The organism is Falsiroseomonas sp. HW251 (assembly GCF_050563545.1).
Taxonomy (GTDB): Bacteria; Pseudomonadota; Alphaproteobacteria; order Acetobacterales; family Acetobacteraceae; genus Falsiroseomonas.
This window is the reverse complement of the sequence record NZ_JBNXUM010000019.1, coordinates 95949-115665: the sequence shown is the minus strand read 5'-3', so window position 1 is coordinate 115665 and position 19717 is coordinate 95949. Positions and strand designations below refer to the sequence as shown.

20 protein-coding genes and 1 tRNA gene are annotated in these 19717 nt (G+C 71.5%); 7 read left to right on the top strand and 14 right to left on the bottom strand.

Annotated features, from left to right (window positions below; genetic code table 11):
- Nucleotides 1-9: 9 nt before the first annotated feature.
- From ACLF3M_RS22070 to ACLF3M_RS22020, 11 genes are all read right to left on the bottom strand, one after another.
- Nucleotides 10-1122, bottom strand: a complete 1113-nt coding sequence (locus ACLF3M_RS22070) for a PP2C family protein-serine/threonine phosphatase (protein WP_430659141.1) — start codon at nt 1120-1122, stop codon at nt 10-12.
- Nucleotides 1123-1165: 43 nt separating this feature from the next.
- Complete coding sequence (locus tag ACLF3M_RS22065) at nt 1166-1687, bottom strand: DinB family protein (RefSeq protein ID WP_430659140.1); 522 nt, start codon at nt 1685-1687, stop codon at nt 1166-1168.
- On the bottom strand, nt 1684-2706 hold the full coding sequence (locus ACLF3M_RS22060) for a GNAT family N-acetyltransferase (protein ID WP_430659139.1): 1023 nt from the start codon (nt 2704-2706) through the stop codon (nt 1684-1686). Before ACLF3M_RS22060 ends, ACLF3M_RS22065 begins: the two co-directional genes overlap by 4 nt.
- On the bottom strand, nt 2703-3905 hold the full coding sequence (locus tag ACLF3M_RS22055) for a pyridoxal phosphate-dependent aminotransferase (RefSeq protein ID WP_430659138.1): 1203 nt from the start codon (nt 3903-3905) through the stop codon (nt 2703-2705). The genes ACLF3M_RS22060 and ACLF3M_RS22055 overlap by 4 nt, the downstream gene beginning before the upstream one ends.
- A gap of 54 nt (nt 3906-3959) precedes the next feature.
- Nucleotides 3960-4397: a GNAT family N-acetyltransferase gene (locus ACLF3M_RS22050; RefSeq protein WP_430659137.1), complete on the bottom strand. Its 438-nt coding sequence runs from the start codon at nt 4395-4397 to the stop codon at nt 3960-3962.
- Between the two features lie 137 nt (nt 4398-4534).
- Complete coding sequence (locus ACLF3M_RS22045) at nt 4535-5734, bottom strand: pyridoxal phosphate-dependent aminotransferase (protein ID WP_430659136.1); 1200 nt, start codon at nt 5732-5734, stop codon at nt 4535-4537.
- A gap of 105 nt (nt 5735-5839) precedes the next feature.
- Complete coding sequence (locus tag ACLF3M_RS22040; protein WP_430659135.1) at nt 5840-6193, bottom strand: hypothetical protein; 354 nt, start codon at nt 6191-6193, stop codon at nt 5840-5842.
- A 52-nt stretch (nt 6194-6245) separates the two neighbouring features.
- The gene (locus ACLF3M_RS22035; protein WP_430659134.1) at nt 6246-7040 is read right to left on the bottom strand and encodes an ABC transporter permease subunit; all 795 of its coding nucleotides are present in this window, start codon (nt 7038-7040) and stop codon (nt 6246-6248) included.
- Entirely contained in the window at nt 7037-7897 is an 861-nt protein-coding gene (locus tag ACLF3M_RS22030; RefSeq protein ID WP_430659133.1) for an ABC transporter permease, read from the bottom strand. The genes ACLF3M_RS22035 and ACLF3M_RS22030 overlap by 4 nt, the downstream gene beginning before the upstream one ends.
- Nucleotides 7894-8958, bottom strand: coding sequence for an ABC transporter ATP-binding protein (locus ACLF3M_RS22025; RefSeq protein WP_430659132.1), 1065 nt, complete (start codon nt 8956-8958; stop codon nt 7894-7896). Before ACLF3M_RS22025 ends, ACLF3M_RS22030 begins: the two co-directional genes overlap by 4 nt.
- Nucleotides 8955-10049, bottom strand: a complete 1095-nt coding sequence (locus ACLF3M_RS22020; protein ID WP_430659131.1) for a polyamine ABC transporter substrate-binding protein — start codon at nt 10047-10049, stop codon at nt 8955-8957. The genes ACLF3M_RS22025 and ACLF3M_RS22020 overlap by 4 nt, the downstream gene beginning before the upstream one ends.
- A 296-nt stretch (nt 10050-10345) precedes the next feature.
- Here ACLF3M_RS22020 and ACLF3M_RS22015 point away from each other — a divergent pair, with 296 nt between their 5' ends.
- The 4 genes from ACLF3M_RS22015 to ACLF3M_RS22000 are packed head-to-tail and all read left to right on the top strand — an operon-like array spanning nt 10346 to nt 15091.
- Complete coding sequence (locus ACLF3M_RS22015; RefSeq protein ID WP_430659130.1) at nt 10346-10996, top strand: hypothetical protein; 651 nt, start codon at nt 10346-10348, stop codon at nt 10994-10996.
- Between the two features lie 40 nt (nt 10997-11036).
- Nucleotides 11037-13391: a glycosyl hydrolase family 28-related protein gene (locus ACLF3M_RS22010; protein WP_430659129.1), complete on the top strand. Its 2355-nt coding sequence runs from the start codon at nt 11037-11039 to the stop codon at nt 13389-13391.
- Nucleotides 13391-14668 carry a phage head spike fiber domain-containing protein gene (locus ACLF3M_RS22005; protein WP_430659128.1) on the top strand — a complete coding sequence of 426 codons (1278 nt, stop codon included), beginning with the start codon at nt 13391-13393 and terminating at the stop codon, nt 14666-14668. Before ACLF3M_RS22010 ends, ACLF3M_RS22005 begins: the two co-directional genes overlap by 1 nt.
- Nucleotides 14669-14716: 48 nt before the next feature.
- Nucleotides 14717-15091 (top strand): phage tail fiber protein, encoded by a 375-nt coding sequence (locus ACLF3M_RS22000; protein WP_430659127.1) that lies wholly within the window; start codon nt 14717-14719, stop codon nt 15089-15091.
- Nucleotides 15092-15206: 115 nt separating this feature from the next.
- Here ACLF3M_RS22000 and ACLF3M_RS21995 read toward each other — a convergent pair.
- Nucleotides 15207-15281, bottom strand: a tRNA-Thr gene (locus ACLF3M_RS21995).
- A gap of 114 nt (nt 15282-15395) precedes the next feature.
- Here ACLF3M_RS21995 and ACLF3M_RS21990 point away from each other — a divergent pair.
- Both ACLF3M_RS21990 and ACLF3M_RS21985 read left to right on the top strand, forming a co-directional pair.
- On the top strand, nt 15396-15764 hold the full coding sequence (locus tag ACLF3M_RS21990; protein WP_430659126.1) for a hypothetical protein: 369 nt from the start codon (nt 15396-15398) through the stop codon (nt 15762-15764).
- A gap of 98 nt (nt 15765-15862) precedes the next feature.
- Nucleotides 15863-16918 carry a glycosyltransferase family 2 protein gene (locus tag ACLF3M_RS21985; protein WP_430659125.1) on the top strand — a complete coding sequence of 352 codons (1056 nt, stop codon included), beginning with the start codon at nt 15863-15865 and terminating at the stop codon, nt 16916-16918.
- On the opposite strand, the gene ACLF3M_RS21980 is transcribed toward ACLF3M_RS21985, so the two are convergent.
- Both ACLF3M_RS21980 and ACLF3M_RS21975 read right to left on the bottom strand, forming a co-directional pair.
- Entirely contained in the window at nt 16819-18444 is a 1626-nt protein-coding gene (locus ACLF3M_RS21980) for a DUF6311 domain-containing protein (protein ID WP_430659124.1), read from the bottom strand. The two genes, ACLF3M_RS21985 and ACLF3M_RS21980, sit on opposite strands and share 100 nt — an antisense overlap.
- A gap of 58 nt (nt 18445-18502) precedes the next feature.
- Nucleotides 18503-18673 carry a hypothetical protein gene (locus tag ACLF3M_RS21975; RefSeq protein WP_430659123.1) on the bottom strand — a complete coding sequence of 57 codons (171 nt, stop codon included), beginning with the start codon at nt 18671-18673 and terminating at the stop codon, nt 18503-18505.
- A 279-nt stretch (nt 18674-18952) separates the two neighbouring features.
- Here ACLF3M_RS21975 and ACLF3M_RS21970 point away from each other — a divergent pair, with 279 nt between their 5' ends.
- Nucleotides 18953-19678, top strand: coding sequence for a sugar transferase (locus tag ACLF3M_RS21970; protein ID WP_430659122.1), 726 nt, complete (start codon nt 18953-18955; stop codon nt 19676-19678).
- Nucleotides 19679-19717 lie beyond the last annotated feature (39 nt).

Below are 19717 nucleotides of genomic sequence, written 5' to 3'. Positions count from 1 at the left end.
TTCGCGGGCCTAGGGAAAATCCAGCACCAGGATCGAGACGTCGTCGTCGAAGGGCGCGCCGCCCGCCATCTGCTGCGCGGCGCGCAGGATACGGTCGGGCTCCGCCACGCCCGGCATCGGCGGCGCCGCGACGAAGGGGAGGAAATCCGACAGCCCGTTCTGCTTGCCGCCGGGCGTCAGCGTCTCGAAGGTGCCGTCGCTGAAGAGATGCAGCCGCGCGCCCGGCGGCACGGGCACCGCGCCCGCATCCGGCCGGCCCAGCGACAGCCCCGCCCCGATCGGCAGGTTGCGCGTCCCGACAGGCCGCAAGGCGCCGCCCTCCACCAGGAAGGCCGCGTGATGGCCGGCCGCGGCATGATGCAGCGCGCGCGTCGCGGGATCGTAGGCGCCATACCAGACCGTGAAGAACAGGCCGCCATGCCGCTCCATCGGGAAGATCGCGTCGAGTGCCCCCAGCACGGCGGCGCCGTCCCCGGGATCGGTGCCGGGTGGCCCGCCCTCGCGCAGCAGCGTCATCACCGTCGCCGCCAGCAGCGCGGAACCCAACCCGTGCCCCATCACGTCGAGCAGCCAGAAGACGAAGCGCCCATCGGGCAGCGTGCGATAGCCGAAGCCGTCGCCCCCCACCGACACCGAGGGCACGAAGCGCCAATCCGCCCGCACCGGGCCTTCCACCATCGCCGGCGGCAGCAGCGCGCGGACGTAGCGCGCGGCGCGGTCGAGGTCGCGCTCGATCTCGGCCGCGCGTTCCAGCGCGCGGCGCGGCCCGGTCAGGTAGGTCAGCGAGAAGGGTCCGACCCGCAGCCGCGTGCCGTGGCCGAGCGGCGTCGGCCCCTCGATCCGGCGACCGTCCACCAGCGTGCCGTTCGTGGAGCCGAGATCGGTGACCATGGCGCGCCCGTCCTGCAGCACCAGGCTGCAATGGTGGCGCGACACCTCGGAGGAGGCGAGGACGAGGTCGTTGCCCTCGACCCGGCCGATTCGCAGCGGAATCTCGCCCAGGATGGCGCGGCGCGCAGGCGCGACGGAATCGTCCTCGACCTGCAGGACATGCAGCATCGGCTCGCCACGCGGTTCCTCGGCGCTCGTCCTGCGGATGCTGGTGCGTTCGGTTTCGTCCACGCTGCGGTCCCGTCGGTGGCGCAACCCTGCCGCCGTCCGCGCTTCAGGCCAAGCCCAATCCGCCGAGGTCGAGGATGAAGGGCAGGTCGGTGTCGCGGGTCTTCAGCCCGAAGCCCGTCAGCAGCGCATGCGCCTGGCCGCGGTGATGGGTCTGGTGATTGAAGAAATGCGTGGCCAGGACCCAGTTGGGCTTCGACATGTCGCGCCCCATCGCGCCGCTGAACCAGGTGGTCGCGCCGTTCAGCCAGGCCGGCGTCACGCGATTTGCCCAATCCTCGATCGCGGCATCGGTCGCGGTGCGCGCGTCATTCAGCGCGGCCCAGTCCGGGAAGAGCGTCGTGCTGGTGGGGATGCCGCCCTCGGGCTTCGGCGTGCCGTCGAAGCGGTGCAGCCAGGTGCGGTCGCCCCAGAGGAGGTGGCTCAGCGTGCCGTGGACGGATTTGAAGAAGGCGCCACGATCCTCGGTCCGCCGCGCGTCGGTCAACGTGTCGGCGGCGGCGTAGAGCCGGCGGTTCATCTCGCTGTTGTAGGCGGCCATCAGCCGCACCCAGTCCGGCGTGATCATGCGAGGCCCTTCCAGAAGAAGACGACGTCCGCGGGCTGGCGCGCGGCGTCCAGCTCGAAGCCCGGGATGGAGCCGAGCTCCGTCCAGCCGAGCTCGCGGTACAGCGCCTCCGCGGCCGAGCCGCGGCGCGTGTCGAGCACCAGCAGCCGCCGCCCGATGCCGCGCGCAGCCTGCTCCACGCGCCGCATCAGCGCGGCACCGACACCCTGGCGTGCGACGCGCGGGTCCACCAGCAGCTTGCTGACCTCCGTGCGATGCGGCGCGTTCTCCGGCATGTCGAGGCCGAGCTGCACCGTGCCGACGAGCTCGCCTTCCAGCCAGGCGACCAGCAGCACCGCCTTGCCCAGCGCGACGTCTGAGGAGACGCGCTTCCAATAGGCACGCGCCACGCCGGCATCGAGCGGCGGCAGCCATTCCAGGCTCGCCCCCTGCGCGACCGCGCCGACCAGCAGCTCCGCCAGGCGGCGCTCCGCGCTGGCCGCCGCGGCGGCGTCGAGCGCCTCCACCACCAGGCCCGTCAGCGGCTTGCCGTAGCGGAACTCCAGGCTCTTGGAGATGTCGTCGAGGATGCGGATCGAGCCCTGCCGGACGAAGCCGCGCTTCTCGTAGAAGCGATGCGCGGTCTCGAAGCGCGTGTCGGTCCAGAGCACCAGCCGCTCGGCCCCGGTGGCGCGGGCGTGATCCTCCGCCGCGCCGAGCAGCGCATGCGCGAGTCCGGTGCCGCGGGCGAGCTTCGCGACATAGACCTTGCAGATCTCCCAGGCCTTGTCGCGATCGTGTTGCCGCTCCGCGGCGGGGTTCATCGGGCGCGTCGCCGCCATGCCGACGATCCGGCCTTCCTGCTCCGCCGCCCAGAGCGCGCCGCCAGCCTGCGTGAAGTAGGTTGCGAGCGCGCGGAGTTCCGGCAGTTCGCCGTCCACGTCCATGACGCAGCCCGGGTATTCGGACCAGCAGCCCTCGATCAGGCTGATGAAGCCTTCCGAATCCTCGTCGCGGCCCGGTCGGAGAATGGGCTTCACGTCAGCCCGCGGCAGAAATCCTGGATGCGCGTGCAGGCCTCGCGCAGCGCTTCCGTCCCGGTGGCGTAGGAGATGCGAAGATAGGGGCTCATGCCATAGGCCGCGCCATGCACCGTCGCGACCTGCTTCTCCTCCAGCAGCGCCAGCGCGAAGTCCTTGTCGGTCTCGATCCGCCGCCCGCCCTGCGTCGTCCTGCCAAGGCAGCCCGCGATGTTGGGAAAGACGTAGAAGGCGCCCTCGGGCTTGTGGCAGGTGATGCCGGGCGCCTGGTTCAGCATCTCGACGACGAGGTCGCGGCGCGCCTTGTAGATCGCGGCACGCTCCTTCACGTAGTCCTGCGGCCCGTCCAGCGCGGCGGCGGCGGCGGCCTGGCTGATGGTGCTGATGCCCGACGAGATCTGGCCCTGCATGTTGACCATCGCCTTCACCAGGTCACGCGGCCCGCCGCAGAAACCGACGCGCCAGCCCGTCATCGCATAGGTCTTGGACACGCCGTTGACGGTGACGGTGCGGTCCTTCAGGCGGGGCTCGACCTCGGCGATCGTGCAGAACTCGAAGCCGTCATAGACCATGTGCTCGTACATGTCGTCCGACAGGATCCAGATGTCGGGGTGGCGCAGCATGACGTCGGCGATGGCCTGCATCTCGGCCCGCGAGCAGGCCGCGCCCGTCGGATTGGACGGGAAGTTCAGCATGAGCAGCTTCGTGCGCGGCGTGATCGCCGCTTCGAGGTCCTCGGGGCGCAGCCGAAATCCGTTGTTCTGCGGGCAGGTCACCGTGACCGGGACGCCGCCGGCGAGGCGGACCATGTCGGCGTAGCTGATCCAGAAGGGCGAGGGGATGATCACCTCGTCGCCAGGGTCGATCACGGCGAGCATGGCGTTCATCAGCACCTGCTTGCCGCCATTGCCGACCATGATCTCGTCGAGCGCGTAGTCCAGATTGTTGTCGCGCCTGAACTTCCGCTGGATGGCTTCCTTCAGCGCGCGGGTGCCGTCCTGCGGAGGGTACTTGGTGTCGCCGCGAAGCGCCGCGGCGTACGCGGCCTCGATCGCGCCTGGCGGCGTTTCGAAGTCGGGCTCGCCGACGGCCAGGCTGATCACCTCAATGCCCTTGGCCTGCAGTTCGCGCGCCTTGACCGTCATGACGACGGAGGCGGAGGGCGGGACTTCCTTCAGGCGGGCGGCGAGGGCGGGCATTGCACTCTGTCTCTTGGGCGCGGGGCCGGAAACTAGTCTGCCGCCGGGCGCGGCTCAATCCGCCGCGCGTTCCATGATCCAGTCGAAGGGCTGCTCGCCCGTCAGGACAAAGCCCTGGCGTTCCCAGAAGGGGCGCGCAGGGCTTTGCTTCAGCACCTCGATCCACCAGGCGCCGGGGTGGCGGGCGCGGAGCGCGGCGAAGACGGCGGCGCCGAGGCCCCTGCCCTGTAACGCGGGTTCCAGGAAGAAGCTGTGCAATTCCACCGCCTCGCCGCGCGGCTTCAGGCCGACGCAGCCGATCTTGGCGCCGTCGCGCCCTATCAGGTGCAGGCTGCCGGCGTCGAGATGGGCGCGCATGCGGGTCCGGCGGCGGTCGGGGTCGTAGCGACCGATGCGCTCCAGGTGCTCGCGCATCGTGCGGATGGAAAGGTCGAGGATGTAGGGGAAGTCGGATTCCGCGGCAGGTCGGAAGGTGAAAGCGGCGCTTGGCATGGCGTGGCGCAAAGCCCCCTCCCCATCCAGCCTACGGCTCCGGCGGCGTACGCCGCCGGGCCCTTGGCGTCGCGGCAGTGCCGCGACCCCCCGCAACTGCGGGGTAAGGGGGGAAGCAGGAGCGGGGTCTAGTCAGACTACTTCAGCCCCGCGCAGAACTTCTGGATACGGGTGCAGGCGTCCTTCAGGCTCTCGTCGTCGGTGGCGTAGCTGATGCGGAAATGGCCGGGGAACATGAAGGCGGCGCCGTGCACCGTCGCAACCCCCTGCTCCTCCAGCAGCGCCAGGCAGAAATCCTCGTCCGTCTCAATCTTCCTGCCGGACGCCGACACCTTGCCGAGGCAGCCGCGGATGTCGGGGAAGACGTAGAAGGCGCCTTCCGGCGTCGGGCAGCGCAGGCCCTCGGCCTTGTTCAGCAACGCCACGACCATGTCGCGGCGGCGCTGATAGACCTTGCGCATCTCCTCCACGCTGTCCTGCTGGCCGGTCAGCGCCTCGACCGCCGCAGCCTGGGAGATGGAGGAGGTGTTGGAGGTGGACTGGCTCTGCAGCTTGTCCATCGCCTTGATCAGCTTCACCGGCGCGCCGGCGAAGCCGATGCGCCAGCCCGTCATGGCATAGGCCTTGGACACGCCGTTCATGGTGACGGTCCGGTCCTTCAGGCGCGGCTCGACCTCGACCAGCGTCGCGAACTTCATGCCGTAGGTCAGCTTCTCGTAGATGTCGTCGGAGAAGATCCAGACCTCGGGGTGGCGCAGCAGCACCTCCGCCAGGCCCTTGAGTTCGGCGGCGGAATAGCCGGCGCCGGTCGGGTTGGACGGGTTGTTCAGGATCAGCCACTTGGTCTTCGGCGTGATCGCGGATTCCAGCTGCTCCGGCGTCATGCGGAAGCCCTGGTTCGGGCCGCAGGGGACGATCACCGGCGTGCCCTCGGCGAGTGCCACGATGTCGGGGTAGGACACCCAGCACGGGGCGGGGATGATCGCCTCGTCGCCCGCGTTGATGGTGGCGACCAGCGCGTCGAAGATCACCTGCTTGCCGCCGGTGGCGACCAGGATCTCCTCGGGCTTGTACTCGATGTGGTTGTCGCGCCTGAACTTCTCGCAAACGGCCTTGCGCAGGGCCAGCGTCCCGGCGACGTCGGTGTATTTCGTCTCGCCGCGCTCGATCGCCGCGATGGCGGCGTCCTTGACGTTGCGGGGGGTATCGAAATCGGGCTCGCCGGCGGCCAGGCTGATCACGTCGCGGCCTTCCGCCTTCAGCGCGCGGGCCTTCGACGTCATGGCGATGGTCAGCGAGGGCGAGATGCGGTCGAGGCGGTCGGCGATGAAGCTCATGGCGGTTCCCTGCCGCCCCGGTTCGGCAACGCCCGGGGTGCGGCCGGGTCGTTACCTAACGCCATGGGCAGCGCGCGTCCACCGGCGCGCGCGCATGGCCGGCCCCTATTCCAGTCGCAACGGCCTGTAGCCCTCGAAGGTGTAGCCCTGGGCGCGCATGCATTCCCGACGCCAGGCGTCCCGCGGCGGGGTCGCCAGGTCCACCCAGTCCCAGCGCGGCGGCCGGTAGCGCGGGATGCTGCGGCAGACCCGATCGCCGCTGCCGTCCCGCCAGCACTGGCGGTCGTAATAGGTCCCGCCGGGCTCGACGATCTCCCAGCTCATCTGCGGCGGGACGGCCAGTATCGCCTGGTCGGTGCAGGCGGCGTTGGCGGCATCCGCCTGGGCCTCGGTCGCGCCAGGCCGGGTCCAGCGCTCGGCGCAGCCGGCGAGGGCGAGCAGCAGCAGAAGGGCAGCCAAGCGGCGCATGTCCGCTGCGTAGCGCCGCTCTCCGGCAGGATCATGGCGGCGTTCAGCCGCGCCCCGGCCGCAGTCCCAGCCACCAGGCCAGCGCCAGCGCCGCCGCGACCGCCAGCACCAGCAGCGTCGCCAGCGCATAGAGATCGGGCGTCAGCCCCAGCCGCACGGCGGAGAACACCACCATCGGCAGCGTCGTCGCCCCGGGGCCCGAGACGAAGCTCGCCACCACGAGGTCGTCCAGCGACAGGGTGAAGGCCAGCAGCCAGCCCGCGAGGATGGCCGGCGCGGCGAGCGGGATGGTGATGCGCCGGAACACCCCCCAGGGCCGGGCGCCGAGGTCCATCGCGGCCTCCTCCAGGCTGGCGTCGAGTTCCGAGAGCCTGGCCTGCACCACCACGGCGACATAGGCCGCGCCGAAGGTGGCGTGCCCGATCGCGACCGTCGTGGCGCCGCGGCCGAAGACGCCGAAGGCCTGGTCCAGCGCCACGAAGAGCAGCAGGAGCGAGAGGCCCGTGATCACCTCCGGCATCACGAGCGGCGCGGCGATCACCGCGGCGAAGCCCGCCCGCAGCCTGAAGCGGCCGAGCCGGGCCAGGGCGAAGCCCGCGAGCGTGCCGAGTATGGTCGCGCCCGTCGCGGCGATCGCGGCGATGCGCAGCGAGAGGAAGAGCGCCTCCATCAGCGCCTCGTTCCGCCACAGCGCGGCATACCAGCGCGTCGAGAAGCCGGAGAAGGACGTCACCAGCCGGCTGTCGTTGAAGGAGAACACCGCCATCAGCAGCAGCGGGAGATAGAGGAAGGCAAAGCCGAGCCCGAGCGGCAGCGCCAGCCTGCCGATCCGGTTCATGCCTTGGCCGCCCTGCGCTGGAATATCGCGATCGGCAGCACGAGCAGCAGCAGCATCGCGACGGCCAGCGCCGAGGCCAGCGGCCAGTCCCGGTTCTGGAAGAACTCGGTCCAGAGCACGCGGCCGACGAGCTGCGCCGAGGGCCCGCCCAGCAGTTCGGGGATCACGAACTCCCCGCAGGCCGGGATGAAGACGAGCAGGAAGGCCGCGACGACGCCCGGCAGCGACAGCGGCAGCGTGACGGAGAGGAACACGCGCCATGGCGTGGCGCCGAGGTCGAAGGCCGCTTCCTCCAGCGCCGGGTCCTGCTTCGAGAGGCTGGCGTAGAGCGGCAGCACCGCGAAGGGCAGGTAGCCGTAGCTCATGCCGAGATACATCGCGAATTCGGTGTAGAGCAGCGGGACCGGCTCGCTGGTCAGGCCGAGCCCCATCAGCGCCGCGTTCAGCCAGCCCTGGTCCTGCAGGATGCCGATCCAGGCGGTGACCCGCAGCAGGAAGCTCGTCCAGAACGGAAGCATGACCGCGAGCAGCAGCGGGTTCCGCCACCGCTCGGGCGCGCGCGCGATCGCCAGCGCCATGGGATAGCCGATCAGCATGCACAGCGATGCGGAGACCGTCGCAACGCGGAGAGACCGCAGCAATGCCTCGGCATAGAAGCCATCCTCGGCCAGCATCGCGAAATTCGCCCAGTTTGGCGTGAAGCCGCCATCCCTGAACGGCGAGGCGTAGGGCGGCAGGCCTTCCGCCGACTCGCCAAGCGCGATGGTCAGCAGGATCGCGAAAGGCGCGAGGAAGAAGCAGGCCATCCACAGCGCGGGCAGGCCGAGCGCCACCAGCCGCAGCGACCGCGACGTCATGCCGTCAGCACCACCGCGGCGTCGGGATCCCAGGCGACGGTGACGGCCTCGCCGGCGACGGGCGGCGCGGCGCCGCGCCGGTTGGGCCGGCTGACCCGCAGCTCGCCACCGGCGTCGAGGGCGACGTGGACGGTGAAACCCTCGCCCCGATAGGCGACGTCGCGCAGCGTCCCGCGCGCGCGGTTCGGGCCGGCGGCGCCGGCGGGCTCGATGCGCAGATGCTCCGCGCGCAGCGCGACGGCGATGTGCGCGCCGGCCTCGGCGCGGCCCGGCGCGACGATCTCCGCGCCCGGTGTCGCGATCCGCAGGCCATCTGGCCCGGCCTCCGTCACCGTGCCCTCCAGGATGTTCGCCGCACCGAGGAAGGTCGCGACGAACCGGCTGTTCGGCGCTTCGTAGACCTCGGCCGGCGTGCCGACCTGGACCAGGCGCCCGCGGTCCATCACGCCGATCCGGCTCGCCATGGCCAGCGCCTCCTGCTGGTCATGCGTCACCACGACGAAGGTCGTGCCGGTGCGGTGCTGGATGCCGACGAGCTCGCGCTGCATCGCCTCCCTCAGGTTGCGGTCGAGCGCGGACAGCGGCTCGTCCAGCAGCAGCAGCAGCGGCCGCTTGGCCAGCGCGCGGGCCAGGGCGACGCGCGCGCGCTGCCCGCCCGAGAGCTGCGCCGGCCGGCGCCCGCCGAAGCGCTCGAGCTGCACCAGCGCCAGCATCTCCTCGACGCGGCGCGCAATCTCCGGCTTGGGCAGGCCGTCCTGGCGCAGACCGAAGCCGACGTTCGACGCGACGTCCATGTGCGGGAACAGCGCGTAGGACTGGAACATCATGTTCACGGGGCGCGCGTAAGGGGGCGTCGCGGTGATGTCCTGCCCGTCCAGCAGGATGCGGCCTTCATCCGGCGTCTCGAACCCCGCGAGGCAGCGCAGCAGCGTGGACTTCCCGCAGCCCGACCCGCCGAGCAGGGCAAACAGCTCGCCCTTCGCGATGGCCAGGTCCACGCCGTCCACCGCGACGGTTGCGCCGAAGCGCTTCCGGACGCCCTCTACCGCGAGGAAGCTCACCTGCCCGCCTTGAACCGCGCCCACATCCGGGACCGCGCGCGCTCCGCGGCCTGGGGCACCGGCCCGATGGTGAAGAAGGACGCGCGCTGGGCTTCGGTCGGGAAGACCGCTGGGTCGTTCGCGACCTCGGCCGGCACCAGCGCGCGGCTCGCGGGCACGCCGTTGGGGTAGCGGACATGGGCGGTGATCGCCGCCATCACCTCGGGCTGAAGGAGGAAGTTGATGAAGGCCTCGGCGTTCCCGGGATTCGGGGCGTCGGCCGGGATCGCCATCAGGTCGAACCAGAGCTGCGCACCTTCCTTGGGCGCGACATAGGTCACGACGACGCCGCGATCGGCCTCCTTCGCGCGCAGCCCAGCCTGGATCATGTCGCCGGAATAGCCGAAGGCCAGGCAGGACTGGCCGGTCGCCAGCGCCTCGATCGCGCCGCCCGTGGAGAAGTTGCGGATGAAGGGGCGCACCGCCATCAGCACGCGCTCGACCTCGCGCAGGTCGACGTCGCTCGTGCTGTTCGGGTCCTTGCCGAGGTAGCGCAGCACGGTCGGGATCACGTCGGTCGCGCTGTCCATCATGATGATGCCGCAGCGCGCGATGCGCCTAGCGTTGTTCGGATCGAGCAGCAGCGCGAGGCTGTCCAGCGGCGCGTCGGGCGCGGCGGCGCGGATCCTCTCTGCATTCAGGCCCAGCCCGATCGTGCCCCAGAGATAGGGCACGCCGAAGCGGTTGCCGGGATCGCTGCTCTCGACCTGGCGCATCAGCGCGGGATCGAGGTTCGCGAGGTTCGGCACTGCCGCGCGGTCCGGCGGCCGGAAGGCGCCGGCGCGGGCCAGGCGCGAGAAGGTGGGCTCGCTCGTCGGGACGACGATGTCGTAGCCCGTGCGGCCCGCCGACATGCGGCCTTCCAGTGTCTCGAGGCTGTCGAAGACGTCGTAGCGCACGCGAATCCCGGTCTCGCGCGTGAAGCGCTGGACCATGTAGGGGTCGATGTAGTCGTTCCAGTTGAAGACGTTGACGACCCTGTCCTGCGCGCCTGCCGGCACGGCCAGCAGCAGCGCGCAGAAGGCGGTCAGGACCAGGCGGCGCAGCGTCATCCCCGCTCCCCGAATCACGGATGCCCGAGCCTTCTAGCACGCGGGAGCCGGGCCGCATGGGGGAGGTCGGATAGGAAATTCATCTTGACAATCGCCCACGCCTGGGACTAGATGCCCTTCGCCACGGGGCGAATTGCGTCCAGACGCCAGCCGCCGCGGCCTGTTCCGCCCCCCTTCGCGTCACTCAGCCGCGCCCGGCCCCGCCGGCGCGGGACGAGACCCCCTTGCCCGCCCTTCCAGGCCACGGCGCCCGTCCACGGGCTGCCGCGGCCGCGCGCGTCCAGACGGAGCCCCGCATGGCCTTCGACAACACTTCGCTTCTCTCCCTCGCGACGACCAGCGGCTTCACGCTCTGGTACTACCGCACGCAGGACACGCGAGCGACCGCGCTGGCCGCGGGCTATTTCAGCGGCGCGTCCGCGCGGCTCGTCGCGGGCGACGTGATCCTGCTGCAGGCTTCCGACGCGCTGGGGCTGACGACGGTGCGCACCGGCACGACGGTGCCGGGCGGCCTGGTCGTCGACACCTTCGCCGCGCCCTTCAAGGTCAACCGCAGCGCGGCCAAGGTCTTCTCGGTCCGCCAGGTCGCGACCGCCGTCGCGGTGACGATCCTGCTCGCGCCGCTCGGCGGGGGCATCACCGCGGGGTCGCAATTCGCCACCCAGGCCAGCGTCAGCGGGCCGGTCGCGCAGGTCTCGTTCGAGATCCGCGACGCCGCCGGCGCGACCGTCGCGGGCCCGACGACGGGCAGCGTGACGTCGGGCATCGCCGCCGCGACGCTGACCGCGCCGCCGGCCGGCAGCGGCTATCGCCTGCGCGCCGAGGCCGTGGGCTTTCCCCTCGTCGCCGACACCTCCGCCGCCTTCTCCGTCAGCATCCCCTACGCGCTGCTGACCCAGGCCGGCGACACGCTCGTCGCGCAGGACGGCGCGCGCCTGGCGCTCTGACGAACCCAGCCCTTCCTCCGAACCGCCAGCCGAGAGCCCCATGCCCGACACCAAGATCTCCGACCTGCCGGCCGCCAGCGCGCTGGCCGCTGCCGACATTCTGCCCGTGGTGCAGGGCAGCGGCGTCTCCGCGACGACCCGCCGCGCCTCCTTCGCGCAGGTCACCGCCGGCGTCTTCGCCGAGCGCATGTTCCATGTCCGCGACTACGGCGCGATCGGCGACGGGGTCGCCGACGACGCCGCGGCCATCCAGGCGGCGATCGACGCGGCGGCGGCGGCCGGCGGTGGCATCGTGCTGCTCGGCCCCCGGCGCTACCGCGTGGTCACGAACGAGATCGTGGTGAAGGAGAACGTCTCCCTCGAAGGCCCGCTGTTTCCCGGCGGGCAGCGGCCTTCGGCGGACTACCGCAGCCTGCCCGGCACGATCCGGCTGGACAGCACGCGCACCGTGCGCGTGCTCCGCGGCGCCACGCTGCGCCGCGTCGCGCTGATCCGCGACGGCATGGGCGCGCCGCCCGCCACGATGCGCGACGCCATCAACCTGCGCGCCGCCATGGCCGGCACCGCGATCACCATCGGCGACGGCTCCGGCAGCCATCATGACGTGCTGGTCGAGGACATGCTCGTGCTCGGCTTCAACCTGGCGCTGCGCTCGGACAACTCGCAGCGGCTGAACATCCGGCGGATGCGCGGCGACAACCGCAACGGGCTCTGGATCTCCCGCACCTACGACATCACCCGCGTCCACGACGTCCATTTCTGGCCCTTCCTGACGGGCAACCTGGCCAACGTCTCGGTCGTGCAGCGCGCGGTCTCCGCCGTTGCCAACAACGGCAGCGGCCTCGTGCGCGTGACGACCTCGACCGCGCATGGCCTGGTCACCGGCGACCTCGTGAATGTCTATGGCGTCGGCGGCGTGGCCACGGCCAATGGCCGCTACACCGCGACCGTGGTGGACGCCACGCGCGTCGACCTGCAGGGCACCGCCTTCGCCGGCAGCTGGTCCGGCGGCGGCACCCTCGCGGTCTGGAACAACCGCCGCCTCGGCACCGCCTTCCGCATCGAGACCAGCGACGTCGCGGAATACGTCAACTGCTTCGCCTTCGGCTACGACGTCGGCTACGACATCGGCGACGGCGCACAGTCCATCCAGACGCACAATTGCAGCGTGGACGACCTGCTGGTGCTGACCGACCCGCAGACCACCGGCGTCTGGATCCGCGGCACCGCCTTCCGCACGAAATGGGTCGGCGGCTTCTTCTCCTCGCAGGCGACGGCGATCCGGGTCAACAGCAACGCCAGCTCCTCCGGCGACAACCAGTTCGTCGGGGTCATGGTGGGCGGCGCCGGCGCCGGCCGCACGGTCGAGGTCCTGGATGGCGGCCTGACGCTGGTCGCCTGCGACCTGCCGTCGGCCAGCGTCTACCTCGCGACCACCGGCGACAGCCTCAGCGTCGTCGCCTCCGACACGCGCTCCGCGACCTTCAGCGGCCAGACCACGGCGGATGCGTCCCGCATCGTGCTGGTGGCGAACCGCAACCAGGCCGCGCGCTCCTCCGCCGACCAGCAGATCACCGTGCTCGGGCCGCGCTCCGCGACGCAGGGGGCGGAGCTCGACTTCTCCAACCAGGACAGCAGCGTCTCCTACACCATGATGGTGGGGACCGGCGCGACCGCGCCGCTCGAGATCGCGGGCGATCCCACGGTCAACCCCAATGGCGGGGTGGTCTTCGGCGGCGGCACCGCGATGACGGCGCCGATGGCGGTCACGCTGCGCCGCGGCTCCGCGACGCCCGCCGCCAACGACGCGCTGGGCCAGATCGCCTTCAGCGGCAACAACGCCGCCGCCGCCGAGACCGTCTTCGCCCGCGCCGGCGCCATCGTGGAGAGCGTGGCCTCCGGCACCGAGGGCGGCGCCTTCGTGGTCGAGACCCGCAACGCCGGCACGCTGGCCGAGCGCTTCCGCATCGCGGCGTCGGGCACGGTGACGCTGACCGGCCCGATGGTGCTGCCTGCCGACCCGACGGCCGCCAACCAGGCCGCGCGCAAGGGCTATGTGGACGCGCAGTTCACGGGCCGCGCGCTGCCTGTGGTCGCGGCCTCCGCCACCACGCCGCTGACGCTCGCGAACCACAATGCGCGGCTGGTCAGCGCGAATGCGGGGACGACGCTGTCCATCGACTGGGCTGCGACCGGCAGCGGCTTCTCCTGCCTGATCGTCAACCGCACCGGCGCCGACCTCGGCGTCACGATGACCAACTTCACCGGCACGACGCCGACCAACCCGGACGGGCTGACGAAGATCCGCAACAACGGCCTGGCGACGCTGCTCGCCTTCAGCCCGGATGGCGGGACGACGAAGCTGCTGCTGCTCTCCGGCGCGGGGGCACCCTGATGATCCCGATCGCCCCCGCGGCCCTCGGCGTGCCGCATCGCGGCGGCCGGCGGCTGATCGCCGATCCCGGGCTCGACCCGCTCGTCGCGCTGTCGCGCACCCAGACCGCAACGCGCGCGACCGCAATCGGCGCCGACGACCTCACCTGGTCGGAATTCGCCGCCGATGCCGTGCGCTTCCAGGGCTCCGCGCGCCGACTGCTGATCGAGGGCACGCGCAGCAACCGCATCCGCAACCCGCGCGCCGAGGGTGCGGTGGCCGGCACGCCGGGCACGTTGCCGACGAACTGGGCGATCTCCGGCCTGCCCTCGGGCGTCGCCTCCTCCGTAGTCGGCATCGTCACGACCAATGGCGTGCAGGGGCTGCGGATCCGCGTGAGCGGCACGCCGGCTTCCACCACCACCGCGCGGCTCGACCTCGAGACGCTGACCTCCATCACGGCGGCGAACGGGCAGACCTGGACGGGCTCGGCCTTCGTCCGGCTGCAGGCCGGCAGCCCCGCCAATCTCGGCCTCTCGCTGCGGGTGATGGGCCGCGACAACGTCCAGGCCGCCTTCAACATGGTGGCGACGGCGATCACCCTGGGCGGCAGCCTGGCGCGGTCCGCCGCGACCACGACCATCGCCACTGCGACCGTCGTCACCGCCACCTTGGACCTGCAGCTTTCCTTCACGCTGAACCAGGCCGTGGACTGCACCTTCGACATCGGCTGGCCGCAGATGGAGCAGGCGTCCTTCGCGTCCTCCCCCATCCTGCCCGTCGCGGGCACGCCGGCAGTCAGCACGCGCAGCGCCGACCTGCTGACCGCGACGCTGCCCTCGCTCGGCATCGGCGCGAACGGCGCCTGCACGGTGCTGGCCTGGGCGCTGCTGCCGCAGGCCTCGCCGTCGAGCGTGGACCAGAACCTGGTCTCGATCGACGACGGCACGACCAACAACCGCTACCGCATCTTCAACGTGGCGGGCGGGTCGGCGGTCAATGTCGGGCGCAGCACGGGCGGGACGGGGCTGACCAGCCTGGCCGGCACGATGACGGCCGGCACCGCCTTCAAGGCCGGCATGTCGGTGGACGGCGCGGGCCGCGTCGCCGGCAGCGTCAATGGCGCGGCGGCGGTGGCGCAGACCGGCGGGCCTACCGCGGGGCTCACCACGCTGCGGATCGGCAACAACGCCGGCAACACCGGGCCGCTCTGCGGGGTGATCCCGGAATGCCGGGTGCTGCCCTTCGCCGTCTCCGACGCGACGCTCGCCGGCCTGGTGGCATCGCTGCCGGGCTGATCGGCCCGGCTTCCTCCTCCCCCTCCCTGACCAGAAAGGATCTCGGCCATGGCCGACCTGACCGACTATGCGAAGAACCTGCTGGGCCGCGCGCTGTGCGGCCGTGTGCCCGCCCTACCGACCGCCGTCTGGGCCGGGCTCGGCACCGGCGGCGCGGACGCCACCGGCATCACCGGCGAGCCTGCTGGCACCGGCTATGCCCGGCAGCGCGTCACCTTCACCGGCACCGGCCAGCAGCTGAACGCCACTGCCTTCAGCTTCACCTTCAGCGCGGCGGCGGGCAGCCTGACGCATCTCGGCCTTTTCGACGCGGCGACGGGGGGCAACCCGCTGACCTGGGCGCCGCTCTCCTCCGCGGTGTCCGTCGCCGGGCCCGGGACGGTGACGGTCGCGATCAATGGCCTGACCGTCACGCCGCAATAGCCAGGCAGGCCTGACACCGGGGGGTTGCCACAGCCCCTTCGAGCCGAGTTTGGGGGGGGCGGATCGATCTCCGCCCTGTCGGGACCGGGGAAAGGCACGGGGTGCCATGCGCCCCTGGTGCTGCTGGAGAGGATTGAACTCTCGACCTCTCCCTTACCAAGGGAGTGCTCTACCACTGAGCTACAGCAGCGGCCCGGGCGGCGGAAGGCCGGTTTCCTAGCCTCCGCCCTGCCCCGGCGCAACCCCTCGCGCATCCCGCCCGCACCTCGCGCGCTTCATGGCAACACCCCTTGGGATCACCGCCATGTCCGACAGCGCCCTGCCCCGCCTCTCCATCGCCATCACCCCGATGCACCGCAATGCCGACGGCGCCTTCGAATCCGGCGCGCGGGAGGACGCGGCCTTCTTCCTCGTCGAGCTTGTCCAGGGCGACGGCGCCGACGCCGAGATCCTGCTGGAATGCAGCAACGAACGCGCCGCCGCCCTGGCCGCCCGCGTCGCCGCCGCCACCGCCAGCGCGCTCGGCCTGGGCGGCGAGGAGGAGGCCGGCATCGAGGCCTTCGACGAGGACACCGCCGCCATCCTGGACTCCAACCCGACGCCGGAGATCGCCATGCCCAACGGCGTCTGGAGCGCCGATGGCGAGGAGGAGGACGAGCCCGACCGGGCCTGAGCCGTCGAAAACCGGCCTTCGATCCGCCGCGATCTCGGGCTAGGAGGCGGCGAGCCCGGCGACTGCCTGGGCATGGACCTGGCCGGAACCACCCGACGATGACCCCCCTCTCCCCCGTCCCGATCCGCGGGGAAGCCCGACCCGCGATCTCCGTCGTCGTGCCCGCCTACAACGAGCAGGAGGTGCTGCGCGCCTTCCACGCCCGCATCACGCCCGTGATGGAGGGCATCGGCCTGCCCTGGGAGGTCGTCTACGTCAACGACGGCTCGCGCGACGGCACGCTCGCGATCATGCTGGAGCTGCAGGCCGCCGACGGCCATGTCTCGGTCGTCAACCTCAGCCGCAACTTCGGCAAGGAGATCGCGCTGACCGCCGGCCTCGACCATGCCGCGGGGACCGAGGCGGTGGTCGTCATCGACGCCGACCTGCAGGACCCGCCCGAGGTGATCCCCGACCTGGTCGCGGCCTGGCGGCGCGGCTTCGACATCGCCTATGCCCAGCGCCGCGTCCGCGAGGGCGAGACCTGGATGAAGAAGGCGACCGCCAACGCCTTCTACAGCTTCATGCAGAAGATCGGCGGCAAGGTGCAGCTGCCTCCCAACACCGGCGATTTCCGGCTGATGAGCCGCCGCTCGCTGGATGCGCTGCTGACTCTGCGGGAGCAGCACCGCTTCATGAAGGGCCTCTTCGCCTGGGTCGGCTTTCCCTCGGTGGCGGTGCCCTACGACCGCGCGCCGCGCGCCGCCGGCACGACGAAGTGGAACTACTGGAAGCTCTGGAATTTCAGCCTGGAGGGCATCACGAGTTTTACGGTCGGCCCGCTGAAGATCGCGACCTATCTGGGCTTCGCCACCGCCGTCTTCGCAGCGCTCTATGCGATGCAGTTGATCGTGCGCACCGTGCTCTTCGGCAACCCTGTCGCGGGCTACCCCAGCCTTCTCGCCGTCGTGCTGTTCTTCGGCGGCGTGCAGCTCATGACGCTCGGCATCATCGGCGAGTATCTCGGCCGCATCTTCAACGAGACCAAGGGCCGGCCGCTCTACATCACGGAGCGCTACCTGCCCTCGGGCGCCGCCTGGCGGCAGACCAGCAGCGATCCCGCCGGCGTGCAGCGCGCCCCGGCGTCGGGCACCAGCGGCGCCATCGCCTCCTGAGCCACGGGCAGGACGACGCGGAGTTCGCCAGGCGCGAGCGGCGCCGAGGCGAGATCGCGGTCGCGGCAGGCCGGCTTCTCGTGCCAGCGCGCGACATACATGGTGCTGGCCGGCACCGCGCGCTCGGACGCGAGCGCCAGGATCTCGAGCAGCGTGGCGTAGGTCTCATCGCCCGTCGCCTTGTCCACGCAGGGCCAGGACGGCAGCAGCGTCAGCGACCGCGCCTCGGCCAGCGGCCCGCGCAGGGCTTCGGCTTCCGCGGACCAGGGACGGTGCTGGCCGGCCCAGGCCTCGAGCTCACCGCGCAGCGGCGCGGCGTCCACGAACTGCATGATCCCGAAGGCGACGCAGAGCACCGGCCAGATCCGCGCGAGCAGGATCGTCGCGCCGACCAGCAGCGCATAGGCGACCGGCCAGAAGAAGCGGCCGGAGGCCCGGAACTGCTCCATCACCGCCGGCGGCTCGCCGAGATCGAGCACGATCACCCGGCCGAAGCCGACGCGGACGCTGATGGCGATCAGCGTCAGCGCCAGCAGCGCCAGTGTCAGCCCGGCATGGCGAAGCCACAGCGCCTCCGACGCCTCGATCGGGCGGGCGAGGATGCCGATGGCCAGCGCCGCCAGCAGGCCGAGGCCAAGCCAGTTGTAGCCCTCCCACCCGCCCTTGCCGGTCGCGTCCAGCTGCGGCTCCCAGGGCCAGCCCAGGATGCCCGACCCCGCCGGCCAGAAGGGCGAGAGGAGGTTCATGGCGAACTGGCCGTAATAGCCGCTGTCGCCCTGCGCCCCGACATAGCCCAGCGCCGCCATGGTTCCGACCACCGCGCCGGCGCAGGCGATGGTGCGCAGCAGGTCAGGGAGGAAGGCTTCGCGACGCAGCAGCCGCGTCGCGGGCACGGCGGCCAGCAGCGCCAGCGTCATCAGCGCGAGATAGGGGTGGACCAGCAGGGCCAGCAGCTGCAGCGCGGCCGCGGCCAGCCAGAGCGCGCGGGACGGCTCCTCCTCGTCGTCCGCGACCAGGCGGAAATAGAGGCCGAGCCCGGCCAGGATCAGGAAATGCCCGGACAGCGCGGCATGGCCGTAGCGCCCGATCCAGGCGGGCATGGAGAGCGCGGCGATGGCGATGCCGATCGCGGGCAGGATCCGCCGCTCCCCCGCGCCACGAAGCGCCCAGACCGCGGCGACCGGCTGCAGCACCCAGGACAGGCCGTAGAAGAGACCGATGCCGTGGAAGCCCTCCGGCAACGCCCAGCGGATGGCCTTCAGCGCCAGCGCCAGGGCCGGGATGCCATCGGTGAAGGCGATGTTCACGCCGCCCTGCTGGGTATCGAGGTTGGCCGCGAAGGTCGGCGGCCAGCGCCAGTGGTCGGCGATCAGGTAGCGCTGCGCGACGATGTGCTGCGCGGTGTCGCCGACGGGGCGGAAGGGCAGCCCCGCATGGGGAAACAGGAAGTCGGCCGGGAAAATGGTCCAGGCCAGCGCGATGCCGAGCGCCAGCGCGCCGGCATAGACGAGAGCAGCGGAACGCAAGTGGCGGGCCCCCGGGCAGTCCCCCGAGGTCTAACCGCCCCGCTCGCGCCGCGTCCAGCTACCAGAGTTGCGGGACGAGCAGCGCCAGGCCGACCCAGGCGACGCAGGACAGCGCCAGCGCCAGCAGGATGCCGCGCGCCGCCGCCGCGGGATCCTGGCCGGAGCGGGTGGTCCGGGTCGCCGGGCCGGCGCCCAGCAGGGCCGCCGGATGGAGAATCACCTGAGCCATGCGTCAATGATGGCAGAATCGGGGCAGGGGTTCCCACGAAATCGGGGGGAGTCCCCGTTTTTCCTCGTGAGGTCGCCTCTTGCTGCGCTGCCACAATCCCGCCCCAAGCCCGTCACGAACCCGCCGGGCGGCGACATTAGGTTGCTTGGCATCAGGGTTGCGTTCGGCATTCGCCCGGCGTCCCCGGCGGCCCCCCAGCCGCGGCGGCATCGTGCGGATGAGGTCCGGGAAGCAGCCTACCCCGAGGAGATGCGGGCAACCCCCGCTCACGAGGCACCGATGCCTGGCCTGGAAGCCGTCCAGATGCTCGTTCGCGAGCCCGAGACGATGCAGTCCGCCGCGTTCCACCCGCTGCGGGCCATGCCGGCCCGGGCGGAGACGCTGTCTGACCGGCTGCGGCCGCTGGGCAAGCGGGCGCTCGACATCGCCGGCGCGGCGCTGCTGGTGGTGGCGGCCTCGCCCGTGTTCCTGGTGCTCGCCCTGCTGGTCAAGCTGGATGGCGGCAAGGCCTTCTACGCGCATGAGCGCATCGGCCGCCACGGCACGCGCTTCGGCTGCCTGAAGTTCCGCTCCATGGTGATGGACGCGGACAAGCGGCTGGCCGCGCTGCTGGAGACCTCGGCCGAGGCCCGCAGGGAATGGGACTCGACCCGCAAGCTGAAGAACGACCCGCGCGTCACCTGGGTCGGGCGCTTCCTGCGGGCCTCCTCGCTCGACGAGCTGCCGCAGCTCATCAACGTGCTGAAGGGCGAGATGAGCCTGGTCGGCCCCCGGCCCGTTCAGGCGAGCGAGCTCGCGGCCTATTACGGCGCGGCGGCGCAGCACTATCTCTCGGTCCGGCCGGGCCTGACGGGGCCGTGGCAGATCAGCGGCCGCAGCGACACCAGCTATGCCCAGCGCGTGGCGCTGGATGTCGCCTATGTGACCAGGCCCTCGCTGATCGAGGACGTCAGGATCCTGCTGCGCACCCCGATGGCGGTGCTGGCCCGCCGCGGCGCATACTGAACGCCGCGGTCACGGCCCGGCCCGCATCCAGGCGGGCCT